General features: G+C 61.1%; 20 protein-coding genes and 1 pseudogene. 8 read left to right on the top strand and 13 right to left on the bottom strand.

From position 1 onward, the window contains the following. Positions 1-8 precede the first annotated feature (8 nt). The 4 genes from ACZ5M5_RS18575 to ACZ5M5_RS18560 all read right to left on the bottom strand — a co-directional run bounded on the left by ACZ5M5_RS18575 (position 9) and on the right by ACZ5M5_RS18560 (position 4,597). Positions 9-782, bottom strand: a complete 774-nt coding sequence (locus ACZ5M5_RS18575; protein ID WP_464737768.1) for an EboA domain-containing protein — start codon at positions 780-782, stop codon at positions 9-11. Further along, on the bottom strand, positions 779-1,669 hold the full coding sequence (locus tag ACZ5M5_RS18570; protein ID WP_464737767.1) for a UbiA family prenyltransferase: 891 nt from the start codon (positions 1,667-1,669) through the stop codon (positions 779-781). The genes ACZ5M5_RS18575 and ACZ5M5_RS18570 overlap by 4 nt, the downstream gene beginning before the upstream one ends. Then, positions 1,666-3,540, bottom strand: coding sequence for a 3-dehydroquinate synthase (locus ACZ5M5_RS18565; RefSeq protein WP_060741819.1), 1,875 nt, complete (start codon positions 3,538-3,540; stop codon positions 1,666-1,668). Before ACZ5M5_RS18565 ends, ACZ5M5_RS18570 begins: the two co-directional genes overlap by 4 nt. Before the next feature lie 241 nt (positions 3,541-3,781). Next, positions 3,782-4,597, bottom strand: a complete 816-nt coding sequence (locus ACZ5M5_RS18560) for a helix-turn-helix transcriptional regulator (RefSeq protein WP_412548318.1) — start codon at positions 4,595-4,597, stop codon at positions 3,782-3,784. Positions 4,598-4,690: 93 nt separating this feature from the next. Between ACZ5M5_RS18560 and ACZ5M5_RS18555 the strand changes: the two genes are divergently transcribed. Beyond that, the gene (locus ACZ5M5_RS18555; protein WP_464737766.1) at positions 4,691-5,647 is read left to right on the top strand and encodes a threonine dehydratase; all 957 of its coding nucleotides are present in this window, start codon (positions 4,691-4,693) and stop codon (positions 5,645-5,647) included. 291 nt (positions 5,648-5,938) lie between these two features. Next, the gene (locus tag ACZ5M5_RS18550) at positions 5,939-6,448 is read left to right on the top strand and encodes a hypothetical protein (protein WP_072404789.1); all 510 of its coding nucleotides are present in this window, start codon (positions 5,939-5,941) and stop codon (positions 6,446-6,448) included. Positions 6,449-6,579: 131 nt separating this feature from the next. Here the strand turns inward: ACZ5M5_RS18550 and ACZ5M5_RS18545 are convergent, their stop codons facing one another. From ACZ5M5_RS18545 to ACZ5M5_RS18525, 5 genes are all read right to left on the bottom strand, one after another. Then, the gene (locus tag ACZ5M5_RS18545) at positions 6,580-7,170 is read right to left on the bottom strand and encodes a helix-turn-helix domain-containing protein (protein ID WP_162491264.1); all 591 of its coding nucleotides are present in this window, start codon (positions 7,168-7,170) and stop codon (positions 6,580-6,582) included. A gap of 53 nt (positions 7,171-7,223) precedes the next feature. Beyond that, a complete protein-coding gene (locus ACZ5M5_RS18540; protein ID WP_177431673.1) occupies positions 7,224-7,385 on the bottom strand; it encodes a hypothetical protein in 162 nt (53 codons plus the stop codon). 122 nt (positions 7,386-7,507) lie between these two features. Continuing rightward, positions 7,508-8,221, bottom strand: a complete 714-nt coding sequence (locus ACZ5M5_RS18535; protein ID WP_060741824.1) for an ABC transporter ATP-binding protein — start codon at positions 8,219-8,221, stop codon at positions 7,508-7,510. A gap of 3 nt (positions 8,222-8,224) precedes the next feature. Beyond that, a complete protein-coding gene (locus ACZ5M5_RS18530; protein WP_060741825.1) occupies positions 8,225-9,070 on the bottom strand; it encodes an ABC transporter permease in 846 nt (281 codons plus the stop codon). A 62-nt stretch (positions 9,071-9,132) separates the two neighbouring features. Continuing rightward, positions 9,133-10,125, bottom strand: coding sequence for an aliphatic sulfonate ABC transporter substrate-binding protein (locus ACZ5M5_RS18525; protein WP_464737765.1), 993 nt, complete (start codon positions 10,123-10,125; stop codon positions 9,133-9,135). Between the two features lie 302 nt (positions 10,126-10,427). On the opposite strand from ACZ5M5_RS18525, the gene ACZ5M5_RS18520 reads away from it, so the two are divergent. Then, positions 10,428-11,375: an ABC transporter substrate-binding protein gene (locus tag ACZ5M5_RS18520; RefSeq protein WP_464737764.1), complete on the top strand. Its 948-nt coding sequence runs from the start codon at positions 10,428-10,430 to the stop codon at positions 11,373-11,375. A gap of 411 nt (positions 11,376-11,786) precedes the next feature. Here ACZ5M5_RS18520 and ACZ5M5_RS18515 read toward each other — a convergent pair whose 3' ends face one another. After that, positions 11,787-12,737: a DNA/RNA non-specific endonuclease gene (locus tag ACZ5M5_RS18515; protein WP_464737763.1), complete on the bottom strand. Its 951-nt coding sequence runs from the start codon at positions 12,735-12,737 to the stop codon at positions 11,787-11,789. 274 nt (positions 12,738-13,011) lie between these two features. On the opposite strand from ACZ5M5_RS18515, the pseudogene ACZ5M5_RS18510 reads away from it, so the two are divergent. Both ACZ5M5_RS18510 and ACZ5M5_RS18505 read left to right on the top strand, forming a co-directional pair. Then, positions 13,012-13,779 (top strand): annotated as a pseudogene (locus ACZ5M5_RS18510) (PAS domain-containing protein); the annotation flags it as partial. Further along, positions 13,753-14,367, top strand: coding sequence for a methyl-accepting chemotaxis protein (locus tag ACZ5M5_RS18505; protein ID WP_371128517.1), 615 nt, complete (start codon positions 13,753-13,755; stop codon positions 14,365-14,367). The pseudogene ACZ5M5_RS18510 and the gene ACZ5M5_RS18505, both read left to right, overlap by 27 nt. Here the strand turns inward: ACZ5M5_RS18505 and ACZ5M5_RS18500 are convergent. After that, positions 14,348-15,979, bottom strand: a complete 1,632-nt coding sequence (locus ACZ5M5_RS18500; protein WP_464737762.1) for an ATP-binding response regulator — start codon at positions 15,977-15,979, stop codon at positions 14,348-14,350. The genes ACZ5M5_RS18505 and ACZ5M5_RS18500 overlap by 20 nt on opposite strands. A 131-nt stretch (positions 15,980-16,110) precedes the next feature. Between ACZ5M5_RS18500 and ACZ5M5_RS18495 the strand changes: the two genes are divergently transcribed. After that, entirely contained in the window at positions 16,111-16,500 is a 390-nt protein-coding gene (locus ACZ5M5_RS18495; RefSeq protein WP_464737761.1) for a hypothetical protein, read from the top strand. 54 nt (positions 16,501-16,554) lie between these two features. On the opposite strand, the gene ACZ5M5_RS18490 is transcribed toward ACZ5M5_RS18495, so the two are convergent. Both ACZ5M5_RS18490 and ACZ5M5_RS18485 read right to left on the bottom strand, forming a co-directional pair. Further along, positions 16,555-17,070, bottom strand: a complete 516-nt coding sequence (locus ACZ5M5_RS18490) for a hypothetical protein (protein WP_464737760.1) — start codon at positions 17,068-17,070, stop codon at positions 16,555-16,557. A 316-nt stretch (positions 17,071-17,386) separates the two neighbouring features. Continuing rightward, positions 17,387-18,025: a response regulator gene (locus ACZ5M5_RS18485; protein WP_060741832.1), complete on the bottom strand. Its 639-nt coding sequence runs from the start codon at positions 18,023-18,025 to the stop codon at positions 17,387-17,389. A 102-nt stretch (positions 18,026-18,127) separates the two neighbouring features. On the opposite strand from ACZ5M5_RS18485, the gene ACZ5M5_RS18480 reads away from it, so the two are divergent. Both ACZ5M5_RS18480 and ACZ5M5_RS18475 read left to right on the top strand, forming a co-directional pair. Continuing rightward, positions 18,128-19,735 carry an ATP-binding response regulator gene (locus tag ACZ5M5_RS18480; protein ID WP_060741833.1) on the top strand — a complete coding sequence of 536 codons (1,608 nt, stop codon included), beginning with the start codon at positions 18,128-18,130 and terminating at the stop codon, positions 19,733-19,735. Positions 19,736-19,909: 174 nt separating this feature from the next. Next, positions 19,910-21,964, top strand: coding sequence for a 2Fe-2S iron-sulfur cluster-binding protein (locus ACZ5M5_RS18475; RefSeq protein WP_464737759.1), 2,055 nt, complete (start codon positions 19,910-19,912; stop codon positions 21,962-21,964). The last annotated feature ends 105 nt before the right edge of the window (positions 21,965-22,069 follow it).

Below are 22,069 nucleotides of genomic sequence, written 5' to 3'. Positions count from 1 at the left end.
GGCGGGCATCAGTTCGGCAAAGTGCCGCCCAGGTGCGCTTGCCATGGCGGCGGCAAGCGTTGTTGCTGGGCCAGCCCGGCCAGGCGCTGACGTTGCGCCGGGCTCAGCAAGGCAAAGGCAATCACGTGAGGCAGTCCGGCAGATACCGTTCGTTCGGCGGCGAGTTGTTCGTCCAGCAGGTCGAGGGCCAACTGGTTGAGCGTGACGCTTTGTCGTTGCGTCAGGCCGACCAGGCGCCCTACATCGAGGCCCATGCCCAGGGCTTTCAACACCAGTTGGTTGAAGGCCCGTTCGTCGTAGTGACGCGATGGGTAGGCGGTGTCCAGGGCGAGGGCGGCAAACACCTGGCTGTTGCTGGTGCGCCCGGCCTGAAGTGCAAGCCCGAGGCAGAGCCCACCGCTGTCGAGCCAGTCGAGGGCTTTCAAGGTGGCGATCTTTTCCTGGTCGTCGCCCCACAGGAACAACTGGCGCAGCAAGGACACTTGCCCGGCGACGGGTTGCAGTTCCAGGACCTGGGCCAGCAGCAATGCCCGCGCCAGTTGGACATTGCTCCAGCCGTCGGTGCCGGGCTGGGCGCGCTCCTTGAGGTGGCGCTTGCACTGGCCGCTCAGGAACGCCGCGGTGTTGGCGTCCGGGCGTTGGGCAAGTTGCGCCTGCGCCGAGAGCCACCATTGCCGCTCGGTTTCATCGAGCGACTGGGTGAAATGCCGGCGTTGTTCGTTCAGGCAATCCTGGCGCATGTCGAGGGCTGCCGATGCCGATGCTGTAACGTCCGTGTTCATGTGGGTTTGATCCAGCGTTGGAAATGAGGAAGCAGGAAAAACACCAGGACACATAACAGGCTGCCCAGCGGCTGGTTGGCGACGGCCAGCACCAGGGCATCGAACAGCGGCAGGGCGGCCAGGCCCGCACCGATAAAGGCGCGGACCTGCCGTTGCCGCGGGTTGGCCAGGTTGCGCCAGTAGTGCCAGCCCAACCAGCCAAGCCATATCAGCAGGACTGGCCAGAACCAGGCGTTGTCTGCGTAGATCGCCAACGCCAGGGGGCTCAACATCAGCAGCAGCGGGAGGCGGCTGATCAGTTGATTGCGGTGTTCCTGGCGGGCCAGGTAGGTCAGGCCGCTGATGTAGACGCCGAGCAAAAGGGCACAGAGCCAGATCGGTTCGGGTGGCATCGCCAGGCTGGCCGCCGCGGTGAGGTAGAGCGCCGAGCGACAGGCCCCCATCAGCCAGACGCTGTGGGCGTACTTCTTGTGCAGCAGGTTGTAGCCGAGGATGCAACCCACCAACAGCGTGGCGCTGCCCAGCAGCCAGTGCGGTTGTTCGATCAACCGGCTCAGGCCCAGCAGCGCGACCGCGGCCAGCACCAGTAGCAGCGCCGTGGCCAACCGCACTTGCTGGCGGCTGACCAGGCCCAGGGTGATGGGGCGCGGATTGTGGTGGCGTTGATCCCAGTCGGCGTCCAACAGGTCATTCAACAGCATGCCGGCCAGGTACAGCAGCGACAGTGCCGCCAGCAGCAGGAGCCAGACCAGGGACGATGGCGGTGCCAGGGTCCCTGCGCTGCTGGCGAGCAGGGCGGCGGCCAGGGTGTTGGTCCACACCGTGGGCAGGTTGGACACGCGGCCGAGGGTCATCCAGGTCTTGAGGTCCGGCGACGATGGGTTCATTGCGCACAGCTCTCGTTCAGTGTGAGTGCAGGGGCGGCCTGAGTGCAGAGCCGTTGCAGCGCCTGCTCCATTCGCGCGGTATCGATTTCATGCAAGTCCACCGACTCGCCGATCCGGCTGAGCATGGGGATGGAGAGTTGCCCGCCCAAATGCTGGCGAAACTCTTCCAGCCCGAGCAGAACCTGCGAGCGTCCCTGTGCATCTTTCAAGGTCAACTCCGGCGGGTTGAGGCAGAAGCCGAGCTTGAGCAGCAGGTGCAGCAGCCGGTCGCTGTCGGCGTCGCTCAACAGCCCCAGGGCATTGGCGTAGAGTCCATCCAGGGCCATGCCCACGGCGACGGCTTCACCATGGCGCAGTCGGTGGTGACTGAGGTTTTCCAATTTGTGAGCGGCCCAATGCCCGTAGTCCAATGGCCGCCCATTACCGCGCTCGAAGGGATCACCGGCGCCGGTGATGTGCGCCAGGTGCAGTTCGGCGCAGCGGCGGATCGCGTAGCGGCTGGCCGCGTGATCGAAGTGGGCGAGGGCGTCGGCCTGTTGCTCCATCCACTGGAAAAACGCCTGGTCCTTGATCAGCGCCACCTTGACTGCCTCGGCCAGCCCGGCGATCTGGTCGCGTCGGCTCAGGCTGGTCAGCAATTGAAAATCGTTGATGACCGCGGTGGCGGGGTAGAAGGCGCCCAGCAGGTTCTTCTGGCCAAAGGCGTTGATGCCGTTTTTCACACCGATGCCGGCGTCGTTCTGGGCGAGTACGGTGCTGGGGATGCGAATCAGGCGAATGCCGCGGTGGAAGGTGGCGCAGGCGTAGCCCACCGCATCGAGCACCGCGCCGCCACCGAGGGCCAGCACATAGCAATGCCGGTCCAGGCCATGTTGCAGCATGTCGCTGTACAGCTGCTGCAACACCTGGGAATCCTTGCTCGATTCGCCGGCCGGGACCGCGATGGGGGGCGCCTGCAAATGCAGGTCCGGAAAATGGCTGGCGAAGTAGGTATTGATCTGTGCCAGCAGGTGCGGAGCGCTGTGCAGCAGTTGTTCATCGGCGAACACCAGCACCGTTACCTGGCCGCGGTGTCCGGCGGTGAGCTGACGATGCAGGCAGGGATTGAGCGGGTCGAACAGATGATCGGTGAAAACCACCGGGTAGTCGTAGCTGACCTTGAAGCGCCCGTGCAAGGGTTGCGCCGTGTCGCGCCGGCGAATGTTCTTGAACAGGCTGTACCCGGCGATGAACAGCCCGGGCAATACCATGCTGGCGAGCAGGGTCACCAGCAGCGCGTTCTGTTCGACGAGAAAGGTGCCGATGGCACTGTAGGCCAACGCGAGGCCGGCATTGGCCAGGGTGGTGACCAGGATGAACGCGCGCAATGGGTAGCGTTGCATGCCGGCGGCGACGACCGAGGTTTCCGCCAGCACCGGGACGCCGCGCAGGCAGATCAACGACAGCGTGCCCAACCGGTACGCCAGTTGCCCCGGCTGGCGCTGATGCAGGCCCAGGCGGCCGGACAGCAGGCGCAAATAGCCGGCTCCCAGCGCATAACCCAGCCCGGCCCCCAGGCACAGGCCGACGAAAATCACCAGGTATCCACCCAGGCTGCCAAGCATCGCCACGGCCAGCAGCGCGACCATGCTCGACGGCACCGGCAACACCACATCCAGCGCCAGCAGGGCAATCAGCAGCAAGGCCAGGTTGAGTTTCTGCGCGGGCGTCGAGGGCAGGTACAGGTTGAGATGGGTCAGGAAATCCTGGATCTGTTGTTCGAACAACAGGAAGCTGGCGATCACCAGGCCTGAAAAGCAAACCAATGACAGCCAGAAATGTCCGGCTGGTCCTTTTTGCGAGCGCGAACGATACCCACGGCCATGCTTCATCAAGCATCCCTCTTGTTGATATGACTGATTCCGTGTCAGTAATTGAAAGCAACGCCAAGTGTATTTTTCAGGCCAATAGACGCTCTCGCCCGAGGGGCTGTCAGGTGTGGTTGAAGATCTGGTTGGAGACAGGTTTGAATCTAGACGGCCAGTGTGTTTTTGCAAGGCCATCTGATGGCAATTTGGTTTGGGGCGCCATTTCGCCCCTCAGGTGCCCCCATCAACCCATTGCCCAGAGGCTTCAGGGCCTTGAATACCCGCGCAACTGCGCCGGGCTGACGCCCAGGCGTTGCTTGAACAGCGTGGTCATGTGCGCCTGGGAATTGAAGCCGCAGATGTGGGCGATATCGGTCAGTCGGGCGGTTGAGTCGCGCATCAGCGCCCGTGCCTTGGCGAGGCGTCGGTCGATCAGGTAGCTGTGTGGGCTTTTGCCGGTCGCCTGTTTGAATGCCCGCATGAAATAACCTTCGGACAAGCCAAGCAGCCCGGCCATTTCCTTGACCCCCAGCGGACCGTCGAGACCGGCGTCGATGAACTCATCGAGCAGGCGCATCCGGCCGGCCGTGATCGAGCCTTGGGAATGTGCCGAAAACCTCTTGTGGTCCTTCACTCGCTCAGCCAGCCCGAGCGCCCAGGCTTCCCAATCGTCCTCTGCCGTGGCACGCAGCAGTGCGCTGCGCATTCTCAAGGCGAGGGTGATGGCCTGCGGGTCAATACGATTGTTGAACGCATGTTTCGCCGGCAACGCCATGCCGTCGGTGCGCACCATCCGCAGGTATTCACCGCCCCGGGGAGATTCGGAGAACACGTCGCACCCGGCGGGAACGAATGCCAGGCCGTTGGGCAGCGCCTCGAAGGGCAACACGCGGTCGCTGCCGATGGCGTGCAGGCCGCGCTGACTGTCGAAGGCAAAGCCGATCGCCGACTGGGTCGCGACGTAGCGGGTCGCGTAGGCACAGCCAGGGAGCAATTCGATCGCCCAGGGCCCAGCCTCGATACGACGGACCGGTTCAGACAGGGGCGGCGGTGGGTGATTTCGCGGGCTCATGAACAGCATAGTAATGAAGAGTGGGCCCGAAAGTCAGGTCAGTTTTCTGAAAGCCCCGTCGCCGGCGCGCTGATTAGACTGGGCAAAACCAGGAGGCCCATCATGCACACACTGACCCGCGACGACATCGAACACGCTGCCCGCCATCTCTATCAATTCATGCCCGCCACGGCCCAGTACGCCTGGCCGTTGCTGGCTGAACGGCTGGGTTGCACGGTGTGGGTCAAGCACGAGAATCACACCCCGACCGGGGCCTTCAAGGTGCGCGGCGGCCTGACCTTCGTACACTGGCTCAAGCGCGAGCATCCCGAGGCGAAAGGCATTGTCACGGCGACGCGCGGCAACCATGGCCAGAGCCTGGCACTGGCGGCCACCGCCTTGGGTTTGAAAGCGTTGATCGTCGTGCCGCAAGGTAACTCGGTGGAGAAGAACAATGCCATGCGTGGCTTTGGCGGCGAGGTGGTCGAGTATGGCCGCGATTTTGATGAGGCCCGGGAAGAGGCAGCACGCCTGGCCCACGCTCAGGGGCTCTACCTGGTGCCGCCGTTCCATCCTGAGTTGGTCAGGGGCGTGGCGACTTATGGGCTTGAGCTGTTCAAGGCGGTGCCCGACCTCGACACGGTCTACGTGCCGATAGGCTGTGGATCGGGGGTTTGCGCAGTCATCGCCGCCCGCGATGCCTTGGGGCTGAAAACCCAAGTGGTGGGCGTGGTGTCCACCGAGGCCGTCGCGGCGAAGTTGTCATTTGAAACCGGAAGACTGTGTGAGACCGCTTCGGCGAATACCTTCGCGGACGGGTTGGCCGTGCGTAGACCCATTCCCGAGGCCTTTGCCATCTATGGGGCCGCTGCGGCGCGGATCGTCGCGGTCAGCGACGCGGAAATTGCCGAGGCCATGCGGGTGTATTACACCGACACTCATAACCTGGCCGAGGGCGCAGGTGCCGCGGCCTTGGCGGCACTCATGCAGGAACGTGAAGCGATGCAGGGGAAAAAGGTGGGGGTGATTCTGTCTGGTGGGAATATCGACCGGCCGGTGTATGCCCAGTTGATTGGCTGAGCCCTCGTGGCGGGAAACGCTGGGGGATATTTAGATCGATTATTTCTTACGGTTATTGACATAGGTTTGGATGGCATATCCATGACCGAAGAATCGAAGCTGTCGTTTGGAAAGTGTCTGTAATGAAAGCGAAGTGCATGCAATAGCAGAAGGATTTGCGTGTGTCGCTCCGGTAAGCCTGTCTGAACGTTCATTCTTGCTGTTCGATCGCCATCTTGTCGGGTCCGGGTCAATGCTTAGAATCCGCCCCATCAGCTTGTCCGACTCTCGAACCTTACAGGGAACACCACCATGATGAACGCCATGCAGATGCCAATGCCGATGAACGCCAACATGCCGATGATGCCAATGATGGGCATGCCGATGATGATGGCGACCATGACCTGCGAAATGATGGACGACGGCATGATGTGCAAAATGATGCCAGCCGCCGGCATGGACATGGCCATGTTCAAGAACAGCGCCGACATGATGCAGATGATGATGAACTGCGGCATGCCGATGATGATGCACTGCGGCAACATGAGCATGATGTGCATGTCCCAGGCGAGCATGGCCATGCCGATGGCGAGCATGATGATGCCAATGCCGATGATGGGCATGCCGATGCCGATGATGAAGTGCGTGATGGAATGCACGGTGATGGCGGACTGCATGATGTGCAAAGTCATGCCGATGGCGGGCATGAACATGGACATGATGAAAAACTGCTGCGCCTTGATGATGAAGATGATGGACGACTGCAGCATGCCGATGATGATGAGCTGCAACGGCATGCCGATGATGTGCTGCACCTGCTGATTACAGCCGGGCAACGTCCTTGAGACTGGCCCCGTGGCGAGGGAGCTTACTCCCGCTGGGCTGCGCAGCAGCCCCCATTTTGTGAGCGCTGCGCACTCAAACGGGAGCAAGCTCCCTCGCCACAGGCGGGTTCAGTCCAGGCGTTCCGGGTAGGTAACCACCAGGTACGCCACCGCTTCGCTGTCGGCCGGGTTGCGATAGCGGTGTGGTTGGTCGGCATAAAACAGAATCGAGTCGCCGGTGGAGAGCAGGTAGCGCTCGTCGTTGACACTGATCTCCAGCACACCCTGGGACACCACCAAGTTCTCCTGAACACCCGGCCCATGCCCTTCGGAGTGTTCCTCCCCCAGCGGGCTCAGGCGCAGCTCGTAGAATTCCGACTGGCGTGCCACATCGAACGGGAACAGGGCACGGCTGACGAAGGCGCCACTGGCGCTGACCAGGCGTTTGCTCTGGCTGACCGACAGCACCGCCACCCCCTCGAAAGCCCGATGTTCCAGGAACGCGGCAACCGACACCTTCAGACCCTTGGCGATTTTGCACAGCACCTTGATCGAGGGCACGCTGCGTCCGGACTCGATCTGCGCCAGCATGGCCCGACTTACCCCGCACTGGCGAGCGAGGGCGTCCAGGGACAGGTGTCGCTTGCCGCGCAGGCGTTGCAGGTTCTGCGCGACCCGTTCGCAAATCGGATCTTCATCCAAGGCTTCCAGGTTGTTCAGATCCACTTCGGGTTCGTCGGCACTCGCCAAAAAGCGCGAGGGTTCCTGGGCGCTCACGCCTGGTACGTCCTGGTCGGCTGGAACGCCTGGACCCACTGGAACGCCTGGTAACCGGCATTACGCGCGTACATTTCCCACATGGCCCGGGCCTGTTGCTGAGCCTGCTTGCGTTTGCGGAATTGGACGAAGTCGATAACGTTGTCAGTCGGTTTCATAAGGCACTTCACTGTCGTGACCAATGGGACGGGATGAGTTGAGAGTACGTGGTTATTTTTATAACCATAAATACTGATTTTTTATTTGTTAATGCTATTAAGTGCTTAGCGAAGGGCCTTGATCAAATCACATGAGCACGTTGCAGTTCGGTCAGGGCCAGCGCCTTGAGTCGGGCCAGCAACGGGTCGCGCCGGTCTCGCGGATGGTCCAGTTGCACCGTCAATGCTTGGCGAATGCGGCTGGGGCGGTTGTCCATCACCAACACCCGGTCGCTCAGGTACAGCGCCTCGTCGACATCGTGAGTCACCAGCAACAAGGCGATCCCATGCCGTTCGGCCAGTTGCAGCAACAGGTCCTGCAATTTCATTCGGGTGAAGGCATCCACGGCGCTGAAGGGCTCGTCCAGCAACAGCACCTGTGGTCGCGCGTACAGGCCGCGGGCAATCGCCACCCGCTGCGCCATACCGCCGGACAACGCCTTGGGCAATGCGTCGGCAAATCCCGTGAGGCCGACTTCCTCGATCAACTGCGCGACCCAGGCCTTGTCGTAATCGTCGTCATCACTGAACCCGATGTTCTGTTGCACCGTCAGCCAGGGCATCAAGCGCGGTTCCTGGAACACAAAGGCCAGGTGTTCGGTGTGGCTGAGCAGTTGCCCTTCGAAGTCTTTCTCCAGACCGGCGACGATGCGCAGCAAGGTGCTCTTGCCACAGCCGCTAGGGCCCAGCAGGCACACGGTTTCCCGGGGTTGCAGTTGCAGGTGGATATGATTGAGCACGGTGGTGTCGGCGAACGTCTTGCGCTCGACGTGGATGTCCAGCAGGGCTTGGGTCATGGCTCACTCCTCGGTGCCGTTAAAGGTGTCGCGCCAGGCCAGGAAATGCTTTTCCAGGGCGGCGAGGATGCCGTCGCTGAGCTTGCCCAGCAGGGCGAGCACGATGATCGCCGCCAGCACGATGTCCGGACGCGAGGTTTCGCGGCCATCGCTGAGCAGATAGCCCAGGCCTTTGGTCGCGGCGATCAGCTCGGCGGCCACCAGGAACATCCAGGCCAGGCTCATGCCGCCGCGCAACCCGGTGAACAGGCCGGGGAGGGCGGCGGGCAGGAGAATCCGCCGCACCAGACGGCGGCGGCTGAAGCCGTACATTTGGCCGACCTCCACCAGCTTGCGGTCGATGTTGCGAATCGCTGCCACGCCATTGAGGTACACGGGAAAGAACGCGCCGATGGCGATCAGCACCACCTTCGAGGTTTCGTCGATGCCCAGCCACAGCAGGAGCAATGGCACCCAGGCCAGGCTGGGGATCGAGCGCAGGCCGGCGAAGGTCGGCTCCAGATAGGCTTCGGCCTCCCGACTCAAGCCAACCCAGGCGGCGAAGACCAACGCCAGGCTGGCGCCGATGGCAAAGCCCAGCAGCACTCGCAACAGGCTGGCGCTGATATGTTTCCATAGCGCCCCCTCGGCCAGGTCGCCGAGGGTCAGGGCGATCTCGCTGGGGGCCGGCATCTGGTAGGCGGGCAGCCAACCGATGCGCACGATGATCTCTAGGAACACGATGATCAGCACCGGCAGGGCCAGCCCCTTGAGGCGCAGCCGCCAGCGGTCGGGATTGAACAGGGGCGCTTTGCCCGATGCGGGCAGGGCCAAATGGGGGCTGGAGAGGTCTTCGCTGTTACTGCTCATGGCGTTCCTCCGGCAACGCCGAATCCGCGCCAGGCGCGGATCGGTTGTCGCCTGGGCAAGGGTTATTGACGGGCCACGGCCTGCTGGCGACCGGTGTCGAGCAATTGATCGATCACCTGGTCCACATTCACCCCGCGACGAACCAACTCTTCCGAGACCAGGATCGGCGCGGCCGCCTTGGAAGCCAGCACATCCTTGGCACTCAACTGCGGGCTGCCCAGGTCGGTGCGGGACAGTTGCAGCCGGGCCACTTCCAGCGGCAGTCCGGATTCGTCGGCCAGCAATTTGGCCAGCTCTTGCGGATGCTCCACCGACCAGGCCCGGGCCTGTTCGTAGGCCGCAAGCACGGTGTCGATGGTTTGCGGATGCTCCTGGGCATATTTCTCCGTGACACTGACCACGCCGTAGCTGTTGAAGGCGGGGTTGCGATACAGCAGGCGCGACCCGGCTTGTACTTCGCTGGCGGCCATGTGCGGGTCGAGACCGGCCCAGGCGTCGACATCGCCTTTTTCCAGGGCGGTGCGACCGTCCGGGTGCTGCAAGTGCACCAGCTCCACATCGTCTTTCTTCAGCCCGGCCTGTTGCAGGCTGCGCAGGGTGAACAGGTAGGGATCGGTGCCTTTGGTGGCGGCGATTTTCTTGCCCTTGAGGTCGGCGACCGTCTGGTACGGCGAATCCTTGCGCACCACCAGGGCGGTCCATTCGGCGCGACTGTAGACATACACCGACTTGATCGGGCTGCCATTGGCCCGGCTCAGCACCGCGGCGAGGCTGGCGGACGAAGCGAAGTCGACGCCGCCGCTATTGAGGTATTCCAGGGAGCGGTTACTGCCCTGGCTCAGGACCCAACTGACCTTGGTCTGGGGCAGGGCCTTTTCCAGGTAACCGAAATGCTTGAGCACCAGGCTGACCGGCGAGTAATAGGCGTAATCCAGGTGCACTTCGGCCGGAGGGCTTTCTGCGGTCTGGGCCAGGGACGGCAGGCTCAACGCCAGGGCACAGGCACCGATCAGGGATCTGGCGAGGGCCAGTGGGAAGCGGAAGTCGGGTTTCATGGAACAGCTCCAGCAAGGCGGTGAGAAGGCAATGTTCTTATTTCCGAAAGATCGGAGCGCGGAAGAAAATCGCGCTTTAAAGGAATATTGCAGGCTCTGTGCCATAGCCGGCGAATGGGCGGTTTTCGGGTGCCGCCACGGGGTGACGGCTTCAAGGAAATGTTGCCCAGCCAACAGTCTGTTGCGGCACTGTTGGGTCATGGACAGTGGCTGCTTGTGACTATGAGCTTATGCGTTAAAAGAATTTATGATGTGAATTACAAGAGCGTTATGTTCTATGAAACTCATTCAGGATTGCCTTCATGACGTTCGCCCGATCCCTGCGCGGTCTGCTCCTCAGCACATTGTTCGCCGCCCCTTGGCTCCAGGCCAGTGAGCCGTTGGTCCTGTATGTTGGCGACCAGAACTACTACAACGTGCGGGCTTCGGTGGAGGCCTCGGGGGTGCTTGAGGGCGCTCCCTACCGCGTCGACTGGAAACACTTCCAAGCCGCCGCGCCCCTGGCCGAGGCGCTGAATACCGGCGACCTGGACCTGGGCTTTCTCGGCGATTCGGGTTTTCTGTTCCTGGCTGCCAAACAGGCACCGGTGAAACTGATCGGTGTTTCGCGGCAGAACCCGGACACCATTGCGCTGTTGGTGCCCAAGGACTCACCGGTCAAGACCATCGCCGACCTCAAGGGCAAGAAGGTTGCCTATTGGCCCGGCGCCTGGAGCCAGCAACTGACCCTGCGCGCCCTGGAGCAGGCCGGCTTGCCGGAGAACCATGTGGAATTCATCAAGCTGATGCCGATCGACGCGGCGGCGGCCTTGCCCCAGGGCAGCATCGATGCCTTTCCGGTGTGGGAACCCTACATCTCGCAACAGATCCTGTTCTCCGGCGCCCGGCCGATCCTGACGGCGAAAAACCTCATGCCCGGTCTCAGCGCCATTGCCGCTTCGACACCGGCCATCGACAGCAAGCGCGAAGCCATCGCCGACTTCCTCGGCCGCGTGAAACAAGCCCGAACCTGGGTCGACAACCACACCGACTCATACGCGGACTTGTGGGCGAAAAAGGCCAACCTCGACCAGAACGTCTCACGCCATTGGTTGCGCCAGGCCCACATGAGCGTCGGCCCGGTGGATCGACAGGCCGCCGCCGACCTGCAAAGCACGGCGGACTTCCTGTTCAAGGTCAAGGCGCTGCCAGCCCCGCTGGCCACTGCCGGGATTATCGACACCTCCTTCAGCCAAGCCTTGAGCGAATAAGTCCCACCGTTTTTTGAATCGCTCACCAACATCCCATGCAGCTTCAATCCCCTGTGGGAGGGAGCTTGCTCGCGATAGCGGCAGGTCAGTTTGCGGGGATGTTGACTGTGCCGCCGTCATCGCGAGCAAGCTCGCTCCCACAGTATTTTGAGTCGTTCACCAACATCCCATGCACCTTCAATCCCCTGTGGGAGCGAGCTTGCTCGCGATAGCGGCGGGTCAGTTTGCGGGGATGTTGGCTGTGCTGCCGTCATCGCGAGCCAGCTCGCTCCCACAGTATTTTGAGTCGTTCACCAACATCCCATGCACCTTCAATCCCCTGTGGGAGCGAGCTTGCTCGCGATAGCGGCGGGTCAGCTTGCGGGGATGTCTGTACTGCCGTCATCGCGAGCCAGCTCATTCCCACCGTTTTCAAAGGCGAATGTCTTCAGGCCCACGGATTGGCGCTTCAATCCTCGTACCTGTCAGTCGTTCTTCATTGGAAAAGCCGTCGTAGTCAGCCAAGTCGCCAAAGCGGATACCGGTCAGCGCCTCAATTTGATCGACGCTGCGTCGGTAGGTCTTGAGCGCTCCGAACACAAGTTCCAACTTTTCCAGTTCCTGGCGCTGGTCAATCATGTAGGCACTGGCCGAAGGTTTGCCGTCGTCACCGAGAAAGGCCACGACTTTCCAGAACGCAGTGGGGATCTGTACGCCTCTGTACGCTTGATCATCGTCCCGGAACAAGGGCCCGGTAAATATCGTCGCCCTGGCTTTCCACCGGCGCGTGTTATCGAGGATGTAATCCTCAAGCTCGAGCCAGGTTTTTTGATTGAAGGCTGCCATCTGCGGCGAGCAATTGGTGAAGTGGAAGGTGTCGTTGTTGGCGGTCTGTGCATCGGAGCCCCAATTGGGATCCTGTCGTCTGACCAGATGACCGCGATCCAGCAAATTGCCGGCGTACAGCGCCTCTCCAATCTGGGCGTCACTGGGGATTCGACCGTCGTATGCCCAGGCATCACGACCCCGGTCGATCTCGACACTGCTGGCGCCATCGATGTTGACGCCCGCCACCAGGGCCAGGCGTCGCCGTCGCGAAAGAGCGATGGAGAAGTGCTGATAATCCAGGCGATTGTCGACGGTGCCGGTCGGGTAGACGTCATCGACCAAGGCTGCTTCCACGCTTGGCCAAGGCACGATGAAGTCGCCAAGAAAGCCGCTGTCGTATCCCTGCCGGTCTTGCAACTGCACCGCCGGTGTGATGGCCGGCCCTGGCTGTTTGCGCAGGGTGCCGGACAGGCGCCTGGCGGGTTCCAGCAGGGGGTGCAGATCGGCAAGCCGTGGTCGATGGGCGAAGTCCACCTGGAGTCCTTGCGGTGGCATGGTCCTACCTCGCTGAATGGGAACGAAAGTAATCAGCAAACGTAGCGATCATGCTCCGGCACCATGAAGTTTTTATGATGCTGCCTAGCGGACAACCCCGCGATTTACTTCGTCACCCCACATGAACTGGCCGATGCCCCAAAGGTGCAGGCCTTTAGAACCTGGTTGATGGATTCGGTGGGTTTTGGCGTCGAAACATAATTTCGCCATACCGTTCAGCCCCAAGCTAACCAGTCGATATGTATATAAGGTCCGGTTACTTCGAGGGTACGTCATGTTTAATAAAAAACTAAAAGATGAACTGACGGCTAGGACGGCCGAATTGGCAACTTACAAAGGACTGGTGGGCGCTCTGGAGCGGTCGATGGCTGTTATCGAGTTCAGCTCCGATGGCAAGGTCCTTCGGGCTAACGAGAATTTCCTGAGCACGATGGGTTACCGTGCGGAGCAATTGGCCAGCCTGTCCCATCGGGATTTCTGCCCCCCGGCGTTGGCGGGCAGCGCCGAGTACCGTGAGTTCTGGAACAAGTTGCGCACCGGTCAATTCGTATCCGGCACGTTTCACCGCCGCAGCGCTTCAGGCCAGAACGTGTGGCTGGAAGCCAGCTATAACCCGGTAGTGGACGAACAAGGCCGTGTCGTGAAGGTGGTCAAGTACGCACTCGATGTCACCGCCAAGGTCACCGCCGAGGCCGAAACACGCGGCCGGCTGGCGGCCCTCGACCGGGCCATGGCGGTCATCGAGTTCGACCTGGGCGGCAACATCCTGACCGCCAACGACAACTTCATGAATGTCATGCATTACTCACTGGCCGAACTCAAGGGCAAGCACCACCGGATGTTTTGCGAACCGAGCCTGGTGGGTAGCTCGGAGTACAGTGATTTCTGGCGTCGTCTGAACGCCGGTGAGTTTTTCAGCGGGCAATTCAAGCGTCTCGGCAAAAACGGCAAAGTTGTCTGGCTGGAAGCCAGCTACAACCCGGTCTACGACGCCGAAGGCAAATTATGCAAGATTGTGAAGTTCGCCAGTGACATCACCGAACGGGTAGAGAAATTCGAGGAGGACTCACGCGGCGCCTCCCGTGCGTACCACATCTCCGCCGAGACCGAGCGCGTGGCCGAGCAGGGCGCCCAGGTGATCCACCAGACCGCCAAGGAGATGCGCGAGATCGCCGACAACATCGGCGCCTCCGCGCGCCTCGTTGGGCAACTGGGCGCCCGTTCGGAAGAGATCACGGCCATCGTCAACACCATTCGCGGCATTGCCGACCAGACCAACCTGCTGGCCCTGAACGCGGCCATCGAGGCTGCGCGGGCCGGCGATCAGGGGCGGGGGTTCGCGGTGGTGGCCGACGAGGTCCGGCAACTGGCCGGGCGCACCAGTCGTTCCACCTCGGAGATTGCCGAAATGATCGGCATGATCCTCTCCGAAACCCGCGATGCCGTCGCGAGCATGAACGTGACCCACGAGGGCGCCTTGCGCGGTGTCACCCTGGCAGACCAGGCCGGATCGGTCATCGTGCAGATCCGGAACGGGACCACCGATGCCCTCGATGCGGTGAGCATGTTTGCCTCCAAGCTCGACGAGTCCGAGGTGATTCCCAAGACGGCTATCGGCTGGGTGGGTTGAGGTGAGCTGAGCCCTCGCGATTCATGGACTTGAGCAGTTCAAGCAATACTGTTCGCAGCTCCGGCGGTCGCACGGGCTTGGCCAGCACCGAGATGTTCAGGCTTTGCAATGACTGGCGTATGCGCTCGATCTCGTGTCCGGTGATGACCAATGCCGGGACTTCCCAGCCGCGCTGTGCGCGTATCGCGGCGATGCATTCGGCGCCGGAGACTTTTGTGCCCAGGTCGAAATCGGCGATGACGATGGCGCAATCGCTGGTCAGCCCCTCGCCGTCGCTGTGGGCCTCAACCTCGCAACCCCATTTTTCCAGGAGCGCCGACGTCGCCATCAGGACGTTGGCGTCGTCTTCCACCAAGCACACCCGTAATCCGTCCAAGCGATTCTGGACGGGCGACACCTTGGGCTCCATGGCCTTTGGCGCCGCCAGTTCCAGGCCGCTGATCGCTACCTTGGTGCCTTGTCCAACCGTGGAGCGGATGTGTACATCGACACCGAGAATCTGGCTGATGCGCTTGACGATGGACAGGCCCAGGCCAAGACCCTCGACATCCTTGTCGCGCACATGGCGCACGCGGTAGAACTCCTTGAACACTTCGGGCAAATGTTCGGCCGCAATGCCCCGGCCCTTGTCGTAGATCACCACGGCCAGGCGCTTGCCCTGGCGTCGCACGCCGATCAGTACCGGTTGGCCGGGCGCGTATTTGAGGGCGTTGGACAGCAGGTTCTGGACCATCGTGGTCAGCATGCCTGGATTGACGCTGACCCAGTAAGGACTGGCGCGCAGGCGCAGTTCGACCCCAGCCCAGCGAGCCGCCTCGGTGTTCTGCTTGACCACATCCTGGAGCAACGCGCCCAGGTGCACGGGTTCGGCCTTCGGCATCAGTTGGCCATGGTCCAGGGTGTAGATATCGAGGATCGAACGGAACAGCTGCGACACGGTGTGCAGCGAACGGTCGATGTTGTCCACCAGCCGTAATTCCTCCAGGCCCAGCCTGGCGTCACGCAGGCAGGCGGTGAACAGGCCGATGGAGTGGATCGGCTGGCGCAGGTCATGGCTGGCCTGGGCCAGGAAACGGGATTTCTCCTGGTTCGCGGCAATCGCCTCTTCCGAAGCAATGCGGGTGCGCTTGAGCAAAATGTGCGCATAGGCCGGCACCACGATGGTGGTGACGATCAACATCAGGAACATGTAGGGCTGGCCATGCCAGAACGGATTGAGCCAGAAAATCAGCACCAGGGTCGACAGTGCGATAACGGTTGCCAGCGCCAGGTAGCGCGAGCCGAAGCGCATGCCATTGCCCAGGGTGACCCAGAGCAGTGCCGCGTAGATCGGCAGTGCGCTTTCACCGCCCAGCACCATGGCGAAAGCGATGCCCGTGTAGTCATGCAGCATCGAGAAAAGGCGCCGCCAGAAGAAGTGTCCTGGCCAGCGCTTGATGATCATGCGCAGGAATACCGAGGCGACGATAAACGTTGTGATGTAAATGATGATGGGCACGTAGCCTGTGGCATCGCCGGGATGGAGGCTGGCCAATACGACGATGTACAACAGCGCACAGGCGCTGACGATCAGGCGCAACGTGGCCTGGTCCAGTTCACTGTTCTTTTCCACGGGCGTTCGAACCTCATGTGCCTCTGGTGCCTTGAGCAAGCTTAGCGGCTAGCCCATCTGTGCTATTCAGAATTGTTGCCCGAGTCAGGATACTTCAGGAGGTATGACCACTCAGGACGTCGGGAGAGTACATGAACGGAGTCGTTCGTTTTTTCAGTGTGATCAGCGCAACGATGCTGTGCGTTTCAGTGGCCCATGCGGGTAGCCAGGCGTGCACGATGGAAGGTGAGATGACCGTCATGGGGCAACACATCGAGGCGAAAGACTGCGTGCAGGCGAGCGATAAGCAACCGGCGGCCAAGTTCCGCGCCAGTTGTGAATCCTTCGCCAACATGCCGGTCGCGCTTGGTGGCGAAGCGGGCAGGATCACCTACTCGCAAACCTGCCCGGAGAATCCCCAGGGCACCTGTGTGAATGTGAACGGGCAGGGCGTGGACTTTTATTACTACAAGCGTACCGCTGAGCTGTTGGACAGCACCCGCAAGAGTTGCGCCTTGAGCGGAGGTACGTGGAAGGAGTGATCGGTGAAGGTTGGGGACAGGCTTGATGCTGCCCCCAACGGACGAGTCATTGCGTCAGTAGACCCTGTAGTACTTCACGACGTCATCGACGAAATAAATGGTCAATACCGAACCTTGGGTCTGGCTTTGGCCCGTTTTCCCACCGGTCACGCTGCTGACGTCGTTGGCCACGGTTTGTGCCTTGTACAGTTGTGCCGAGGTGTCGGCCATCTTCAGGCGTGTCTCGGGCGACACGTACTTATGGGCCAGCTTCATGTACTTATCCAGGCCCTCATCACTCTTTTCATAGGTCCAGTTCGACTCGTTGCTGGCGCTGGTCGAATTGAGCTCTTCATTCGTCGGCGCGCCGAACATTTGGGTGATCTGGCCTTTTGTCGTCTTGCCCGGAATGATCGTTTGCTTGAGGTAAGAGACGTCGTATTTCTGGGCGCCCTGATTCAAGGTGCCCATCAAGTTGCCCAAGTTGCCCAAGTTGCCCAAGTCACCGGTGTTTGCACAACCGTTGAGTACGCCCGCCAGCACGCACAGCGCCAATCCATTTCTAAGTGTTTTTCCATATTCGAAGGACATGATGACTTACCTTGAGTTAATGTCAGGACCATTCCATTTCAACCGCACAGACGGTGAAGTTGACCCAGCATTGCGCCGCCTGTGGACTTATTTAATCCATAGGCTTCGCACGCCATGACGTTTCGATAGGCACAGTGATACTGCACGGCGAATGGCGCGTTGGCTTTCTTTATGATTGGCTGTTCGAACAGCCTTTGTATGGAACGCCCACAGCTTAGGGGGAGAGTACTGGGCGAAGCTATAGTACAAGTGTGCTATGGCCTGGGGGACTGGCAGGGAGGGTAATGCTCAATGAGTATTTGCAGCTGTTATACATTTAATTGTCTTGTTTTTCCGACCATCCTCCATTGCTTGGAAAGTTGGAAAATTGCGCCGCGGCCGCCGCGCGCGTGGGGACACCCAGGGATTTGAGCAGGCTCGAGACATGGATGCGCACCGTGAACGGGGAAATGCCCAGGTCCCGGGCTATTTCCTTGTTGGTCTTGCCGGCCGCGATCAACCCAAGCACTTGCCGTTGGCGTACGGTCAGCTGGGAAAGCGCATCGTCCAGTACCGAATTTTCGGCTTGATACTTCACCACCACTTCGCCTTCGCGTATTGCCATGATGGCGTCGGCAATATCGGAAGGGTCGATATTCTTGCCGATGAAACCGTCGGCACCCAGCGCCATCACCTGGGAAATAACCTCGATGTCATCCATCATTGAAACCACAATAATGGAGGTCCGTTTGAACTCACTGCGCAACTGGCCTATGACTTGCAGCGATTTGATCCCGGGAAAGCGCAAGTCGAGTATCAGGGAGTCCACTTCCACCCCGGAACGCGCCAGCGCCAATACTTCATCCAGATTGCCAGCTTGTTCTATGGTGGCTGTCGGCAGAAGCCGTTCGATGGTTCTCAACATACCTTCACGAAACAAAGGATGGTCATCTGCCACAATGACTCTGCACGTCATGCTTCAGATCCTTCTGACTTCAAGTTCGCACATCGTAACCTAAACGACTCCCTTGGTTTTCAAGTTGATACAAACTTTCATGTTGGGAATATTCCTGTGACTATGACGGAAAAGAATAGCGAGCTTGATCAGGCGACATTGAGATTGACGGTCGGGGCGTGTACTGCGCTTTACATCATTGTGGTGGCCTTTCTGGCCAGCGACTTCGAAACCTATGTACCGATCCTGTGGTACATGGCCTTTTTCTTCGGCGCCGCGGTCCCGCTGCGCATGGCGGTCAGGCGCTGGCCCGGGCACTTTTTCCTGCGTCGTCTTTTTGCCATGACCCTGGATTACGCAAGCCTCGCCTTTGCCTTGATCGTCGGTGGGGAGGGCACGCTGCCGGTGTACGCGGCATTGCTCTGGGTCACGTTGGGCAATGGCATGCGCTTCGGCTCGCGCTACCTGGCGCTGGCAACCGTTCTCGCGCTGTCGACACTGGGGGTGATTTTCCTGCTCACGCCGTTCTGGCGTGGCCAGCCCTATCTGTTCCTGACGTTGATCGTCACCACCATCGTGGTGCCTGCCTATGCGCATATCCTGCTGACCCGTACCCGCATCGCTTCGGAAGAGGCGATTGCCGCGAACCAGGAAAAATCCCGCTTCCTGGCCCAGGCCAGCCATGACTTGCGCCAGCCGATCCACTCGATCGGCTTGTTCACCGCCTGCCTGCGTGATGCCCGGTTGGGCCAGGAAGAGCTGCGACTGGTGGACAACATCGACCGTTCGCTGCACATCGTGTCGCAGCTGTTTCGTTCGATCCTGGACATCTACACCCTCGACAACGGGCAGCTTGAACCCCAGGCCGAACCCGTGCACCTGGGCGCGTTGCTCCAGGATGTGGTCAAGCAGAACACCGAAGCCGCCCGCTGGGCCGGTGTCGAGTTGCGCCTGCGGCCTTGCCGGCACTGGGTCAGCGTCAATGCCGGTTTGTTGGCGACCATGGTGCAGAACCTGGTTTCCAATACGCTCAAATATGCCCCCGGCCAACCGGTGTTGATCGGTGTGCGTCCGAAAGGCAGTGGCCTGGCCATCGTCATCTACGACAAGGGCCGGGGCATTGCCGCCGAACATCTGCCTGAGGTGTTCAAGGAGTTTTATCGGGTACGCCATGTCCGTGACAAGGATGTCGAGGGGCTGGGCCTGGGGTTGTCCATCGTCAAGCGAATCAGCCACCTGATCAATCTGGACATCCAGCTGGACTCCCGGCTCGGCCAGGGCACGCGCGCCACGATCCAAGGGCTGGAAAGGGTCGCGCCAAGGGCTGTGGTGGACAGACCGGTGCCCACGCAAAGCCGTTTGCAGGGCTTGCGGGTGTGCCTGGTGGAGGATGACGCCAACGTGCTGATGGCGACGTCGGCGCTGTTGGAGAAGTGGGGATGCGAAGTGGAAACCCACAGCGACGGGGTGGGTGTGACCAGCGACTGCGACATCATCATTGCTGACTTCGACCTGGGTACGAAAGTCTCGGGGGCCGAATGCATTGCCGCGATTCGCGAACAGCGAGGCTGGGAAGTCCCCGCCATGATCATGACCGGCCATGAAATCGAAAGAATTCGCCACGCCCTGCACCACATGAACATTTCAATCCTGGCCAAGCCCGTGCGGCCTCCGGAGTTGCGGGTGACCTTGCTCGAATTGACCAAGCATTTCGCCAGTGTCAGGCCATGAGTCCACCATTCCATTTTATGAAACGGTGGATTGCAGTTCGTGCGTATTCCTGCGCAACCGCTTTGGGCAGAAGATAACGCCAGCCACTTGCACACCCGTGCAAACGATGGCGGAGAATCCCCAACCGTAGCGCACTGGCGCAGGCGTTCATGCTGCGAGCGCGAGGAGTAGCTGATGGACGAAGCCTTGCAAGCAAAAACCTCGCCCTGGCACGAAGGAGAGCTGACCTTGCAGCGCTCCGTCGGGGCTGTCGACATGATGGCCAGTGTCGGCCAACGGCAACTGGCGCGTACGTGGATGCCGGACCAGCACCGGGAGTTCTACGCCCAACTGCCTTTCGTGGTGCTGGGGGCGGTGGACCGGCAAGGCGACGTGTGGGCGACCCTGCGCGCGGGGCAACCGGGTTTCATGAATTCGCCCGATCCGCAGACCCTGCACATCAACCTCGCGCCCGAGCCGAACGACCCCGCCCAGGAGGGCATGGGCGAGGGGGATGCCATCGGCATGCTGGGGATCGAATTGCACACCCGTCGGCGTAATCGCATGAATGGCGTCGTGCGCCGTCAGCTTGCCCCAGGGCTGGAGATTGCAGTGAGCCAGGCCTATGGCAACTGCCCTCGCTACATCAACCTGCGCCAGTATCAATTTGTCGACCCACAGGCGGTCGCGCCGCGGCAGTTGAGCGTGTCAGACCCGCTGGTCCGGCGCCTGGTGACGGCGGCCGATTCGTTTTATATCGCCACCTACGTGGTGCGCGATGGCGAGCGGCAGGTCGATGCTTCTCACCGTGGCGGCAAGCCGGGGTTCGTGCGCATGGATGAAGACGGGTCGCTGACCATTCCGGATTTTTCCGGCAATCTGTTCTTCAACACCCTGGGCAACATTCTGCTCAACCCACGGGCCGGGCTGGTGTTCGTCGATTTCCAGACCGGCGATCTGCTGCAAATGAGTGGCTCGGCGCAAGTCCTGCTGGACGATCCCGAGATCAATGCCTTCCAAGGCGCCGAGCGGCTGCTGCGCTTCACACCGCAACGCATCGTCTATCGTCCGGCCGCCATCGCGCTGCGCTGGAAGGATCAGGATGAAGGCGATTCGCCCAATTCATTGATGACCGGCAGTTGGGAGCAAGCCGCCGAGCGTTTGCAGGCTGAGGCGCTGCGTAGCCGCTGGCGTGCGTTGCGGGTTGCGCGAGTCGTGGATGAGAGCCACAACATTCGTTCGTTCTACCTGCAGGCGAGCGATGGCTTGGGCTTGCCTCGGTTTGAAGCCGGGCAACATTTGCCGGTGCGGATCCAGCTGGAGGGGCAGAAAGCGCCGTCGATTCGAACCTATAGCGTTTCCAGTGCGCCGTCGGATGATTTCCTGCGCATCAGCGTCAAGCGCGATGGATCGGTGTCGTCCCACCTGCATGAGCAGGTGCGGGCGCTGCACGAGATCGAAGCGCGGGCGCCCCAGGGCCATTTCACCGTCCAGGCCACCGAGCGGCGTCCGTTGGTATTGCTGGCAGCGGGGGTGGGCATCACGCCGCTGTTGTCGATGTTGCGCGAGGTGGTTTACCAGGGGCAACGCATCAGCCGCATGCGCCCGGTCTGGCTGCTGCAAAGCGCCCGCTCGGTGGCCGACCTGGCGTTCCGTGAAGAGATCGACGAACTGGCCGCCCGTGCCGGCGACAAGCTCCAGGTTGTGCGCATGGTCAGCCAACCGCCCACCGAAGCAAATGCGGGTGAAGGCTATGACCTGGCGGGCCGGATCGATGTGGAACTGTTGAAGAAACTGCTGCCGCTCAACGACTACGACTTCTATCTGTGCGGGCCGGGCAGCTTTACCCAGGCGCTGTACGACGGGCTGCGCAAATTGCGTATCCCTGACGATCGCATCCATGCGGAAACCTTCGGTCCCTCCACCCTTGTGCGGGACATCGAAGTCAGCATGCCGGCGCCCCAGCAAGTGCCGGCCGCGACTGAAGCGGTGAAGGTCTTGTTCGCCAGTTCCGGCAAGGAGGCCCGCTGGGAACCCGGCGGCGGAACGCTGCTGGAACTGGCCGAAGCGCGCGGCCTGAACCCTGAATTCAGCTGCCGCGGCGGCTCCTGCGGCACCTGCAAAACCCGCTTGAGCCGCGGCCAGGTGCATTACCTGAGCCAGCCGGCCGAACCGGTTGGCGAAGGCGAAGTGCTGATCTGTTGCGCGGTGCCGGCTCAAGGCAGCGAACCGTTGGTGCTTGAGGTCTAGGGCTTGCGATCGTTTCACTGGGTGAAATGCTGGATTGTAAAAGCTGGTTATTCCACTGTCCGGAGCAGGAGCAGAGGATAGCCCCATCGACGCGATCACCGCTTC

The organism is Pseudomonas sp. Van50, from assembly GCF_055390755.1.
The sequence above is the reverse complement of the archived record's forward strand: the minus strand, read 5'-3'. Positions and strand labels throughout refer to the sequence as shown.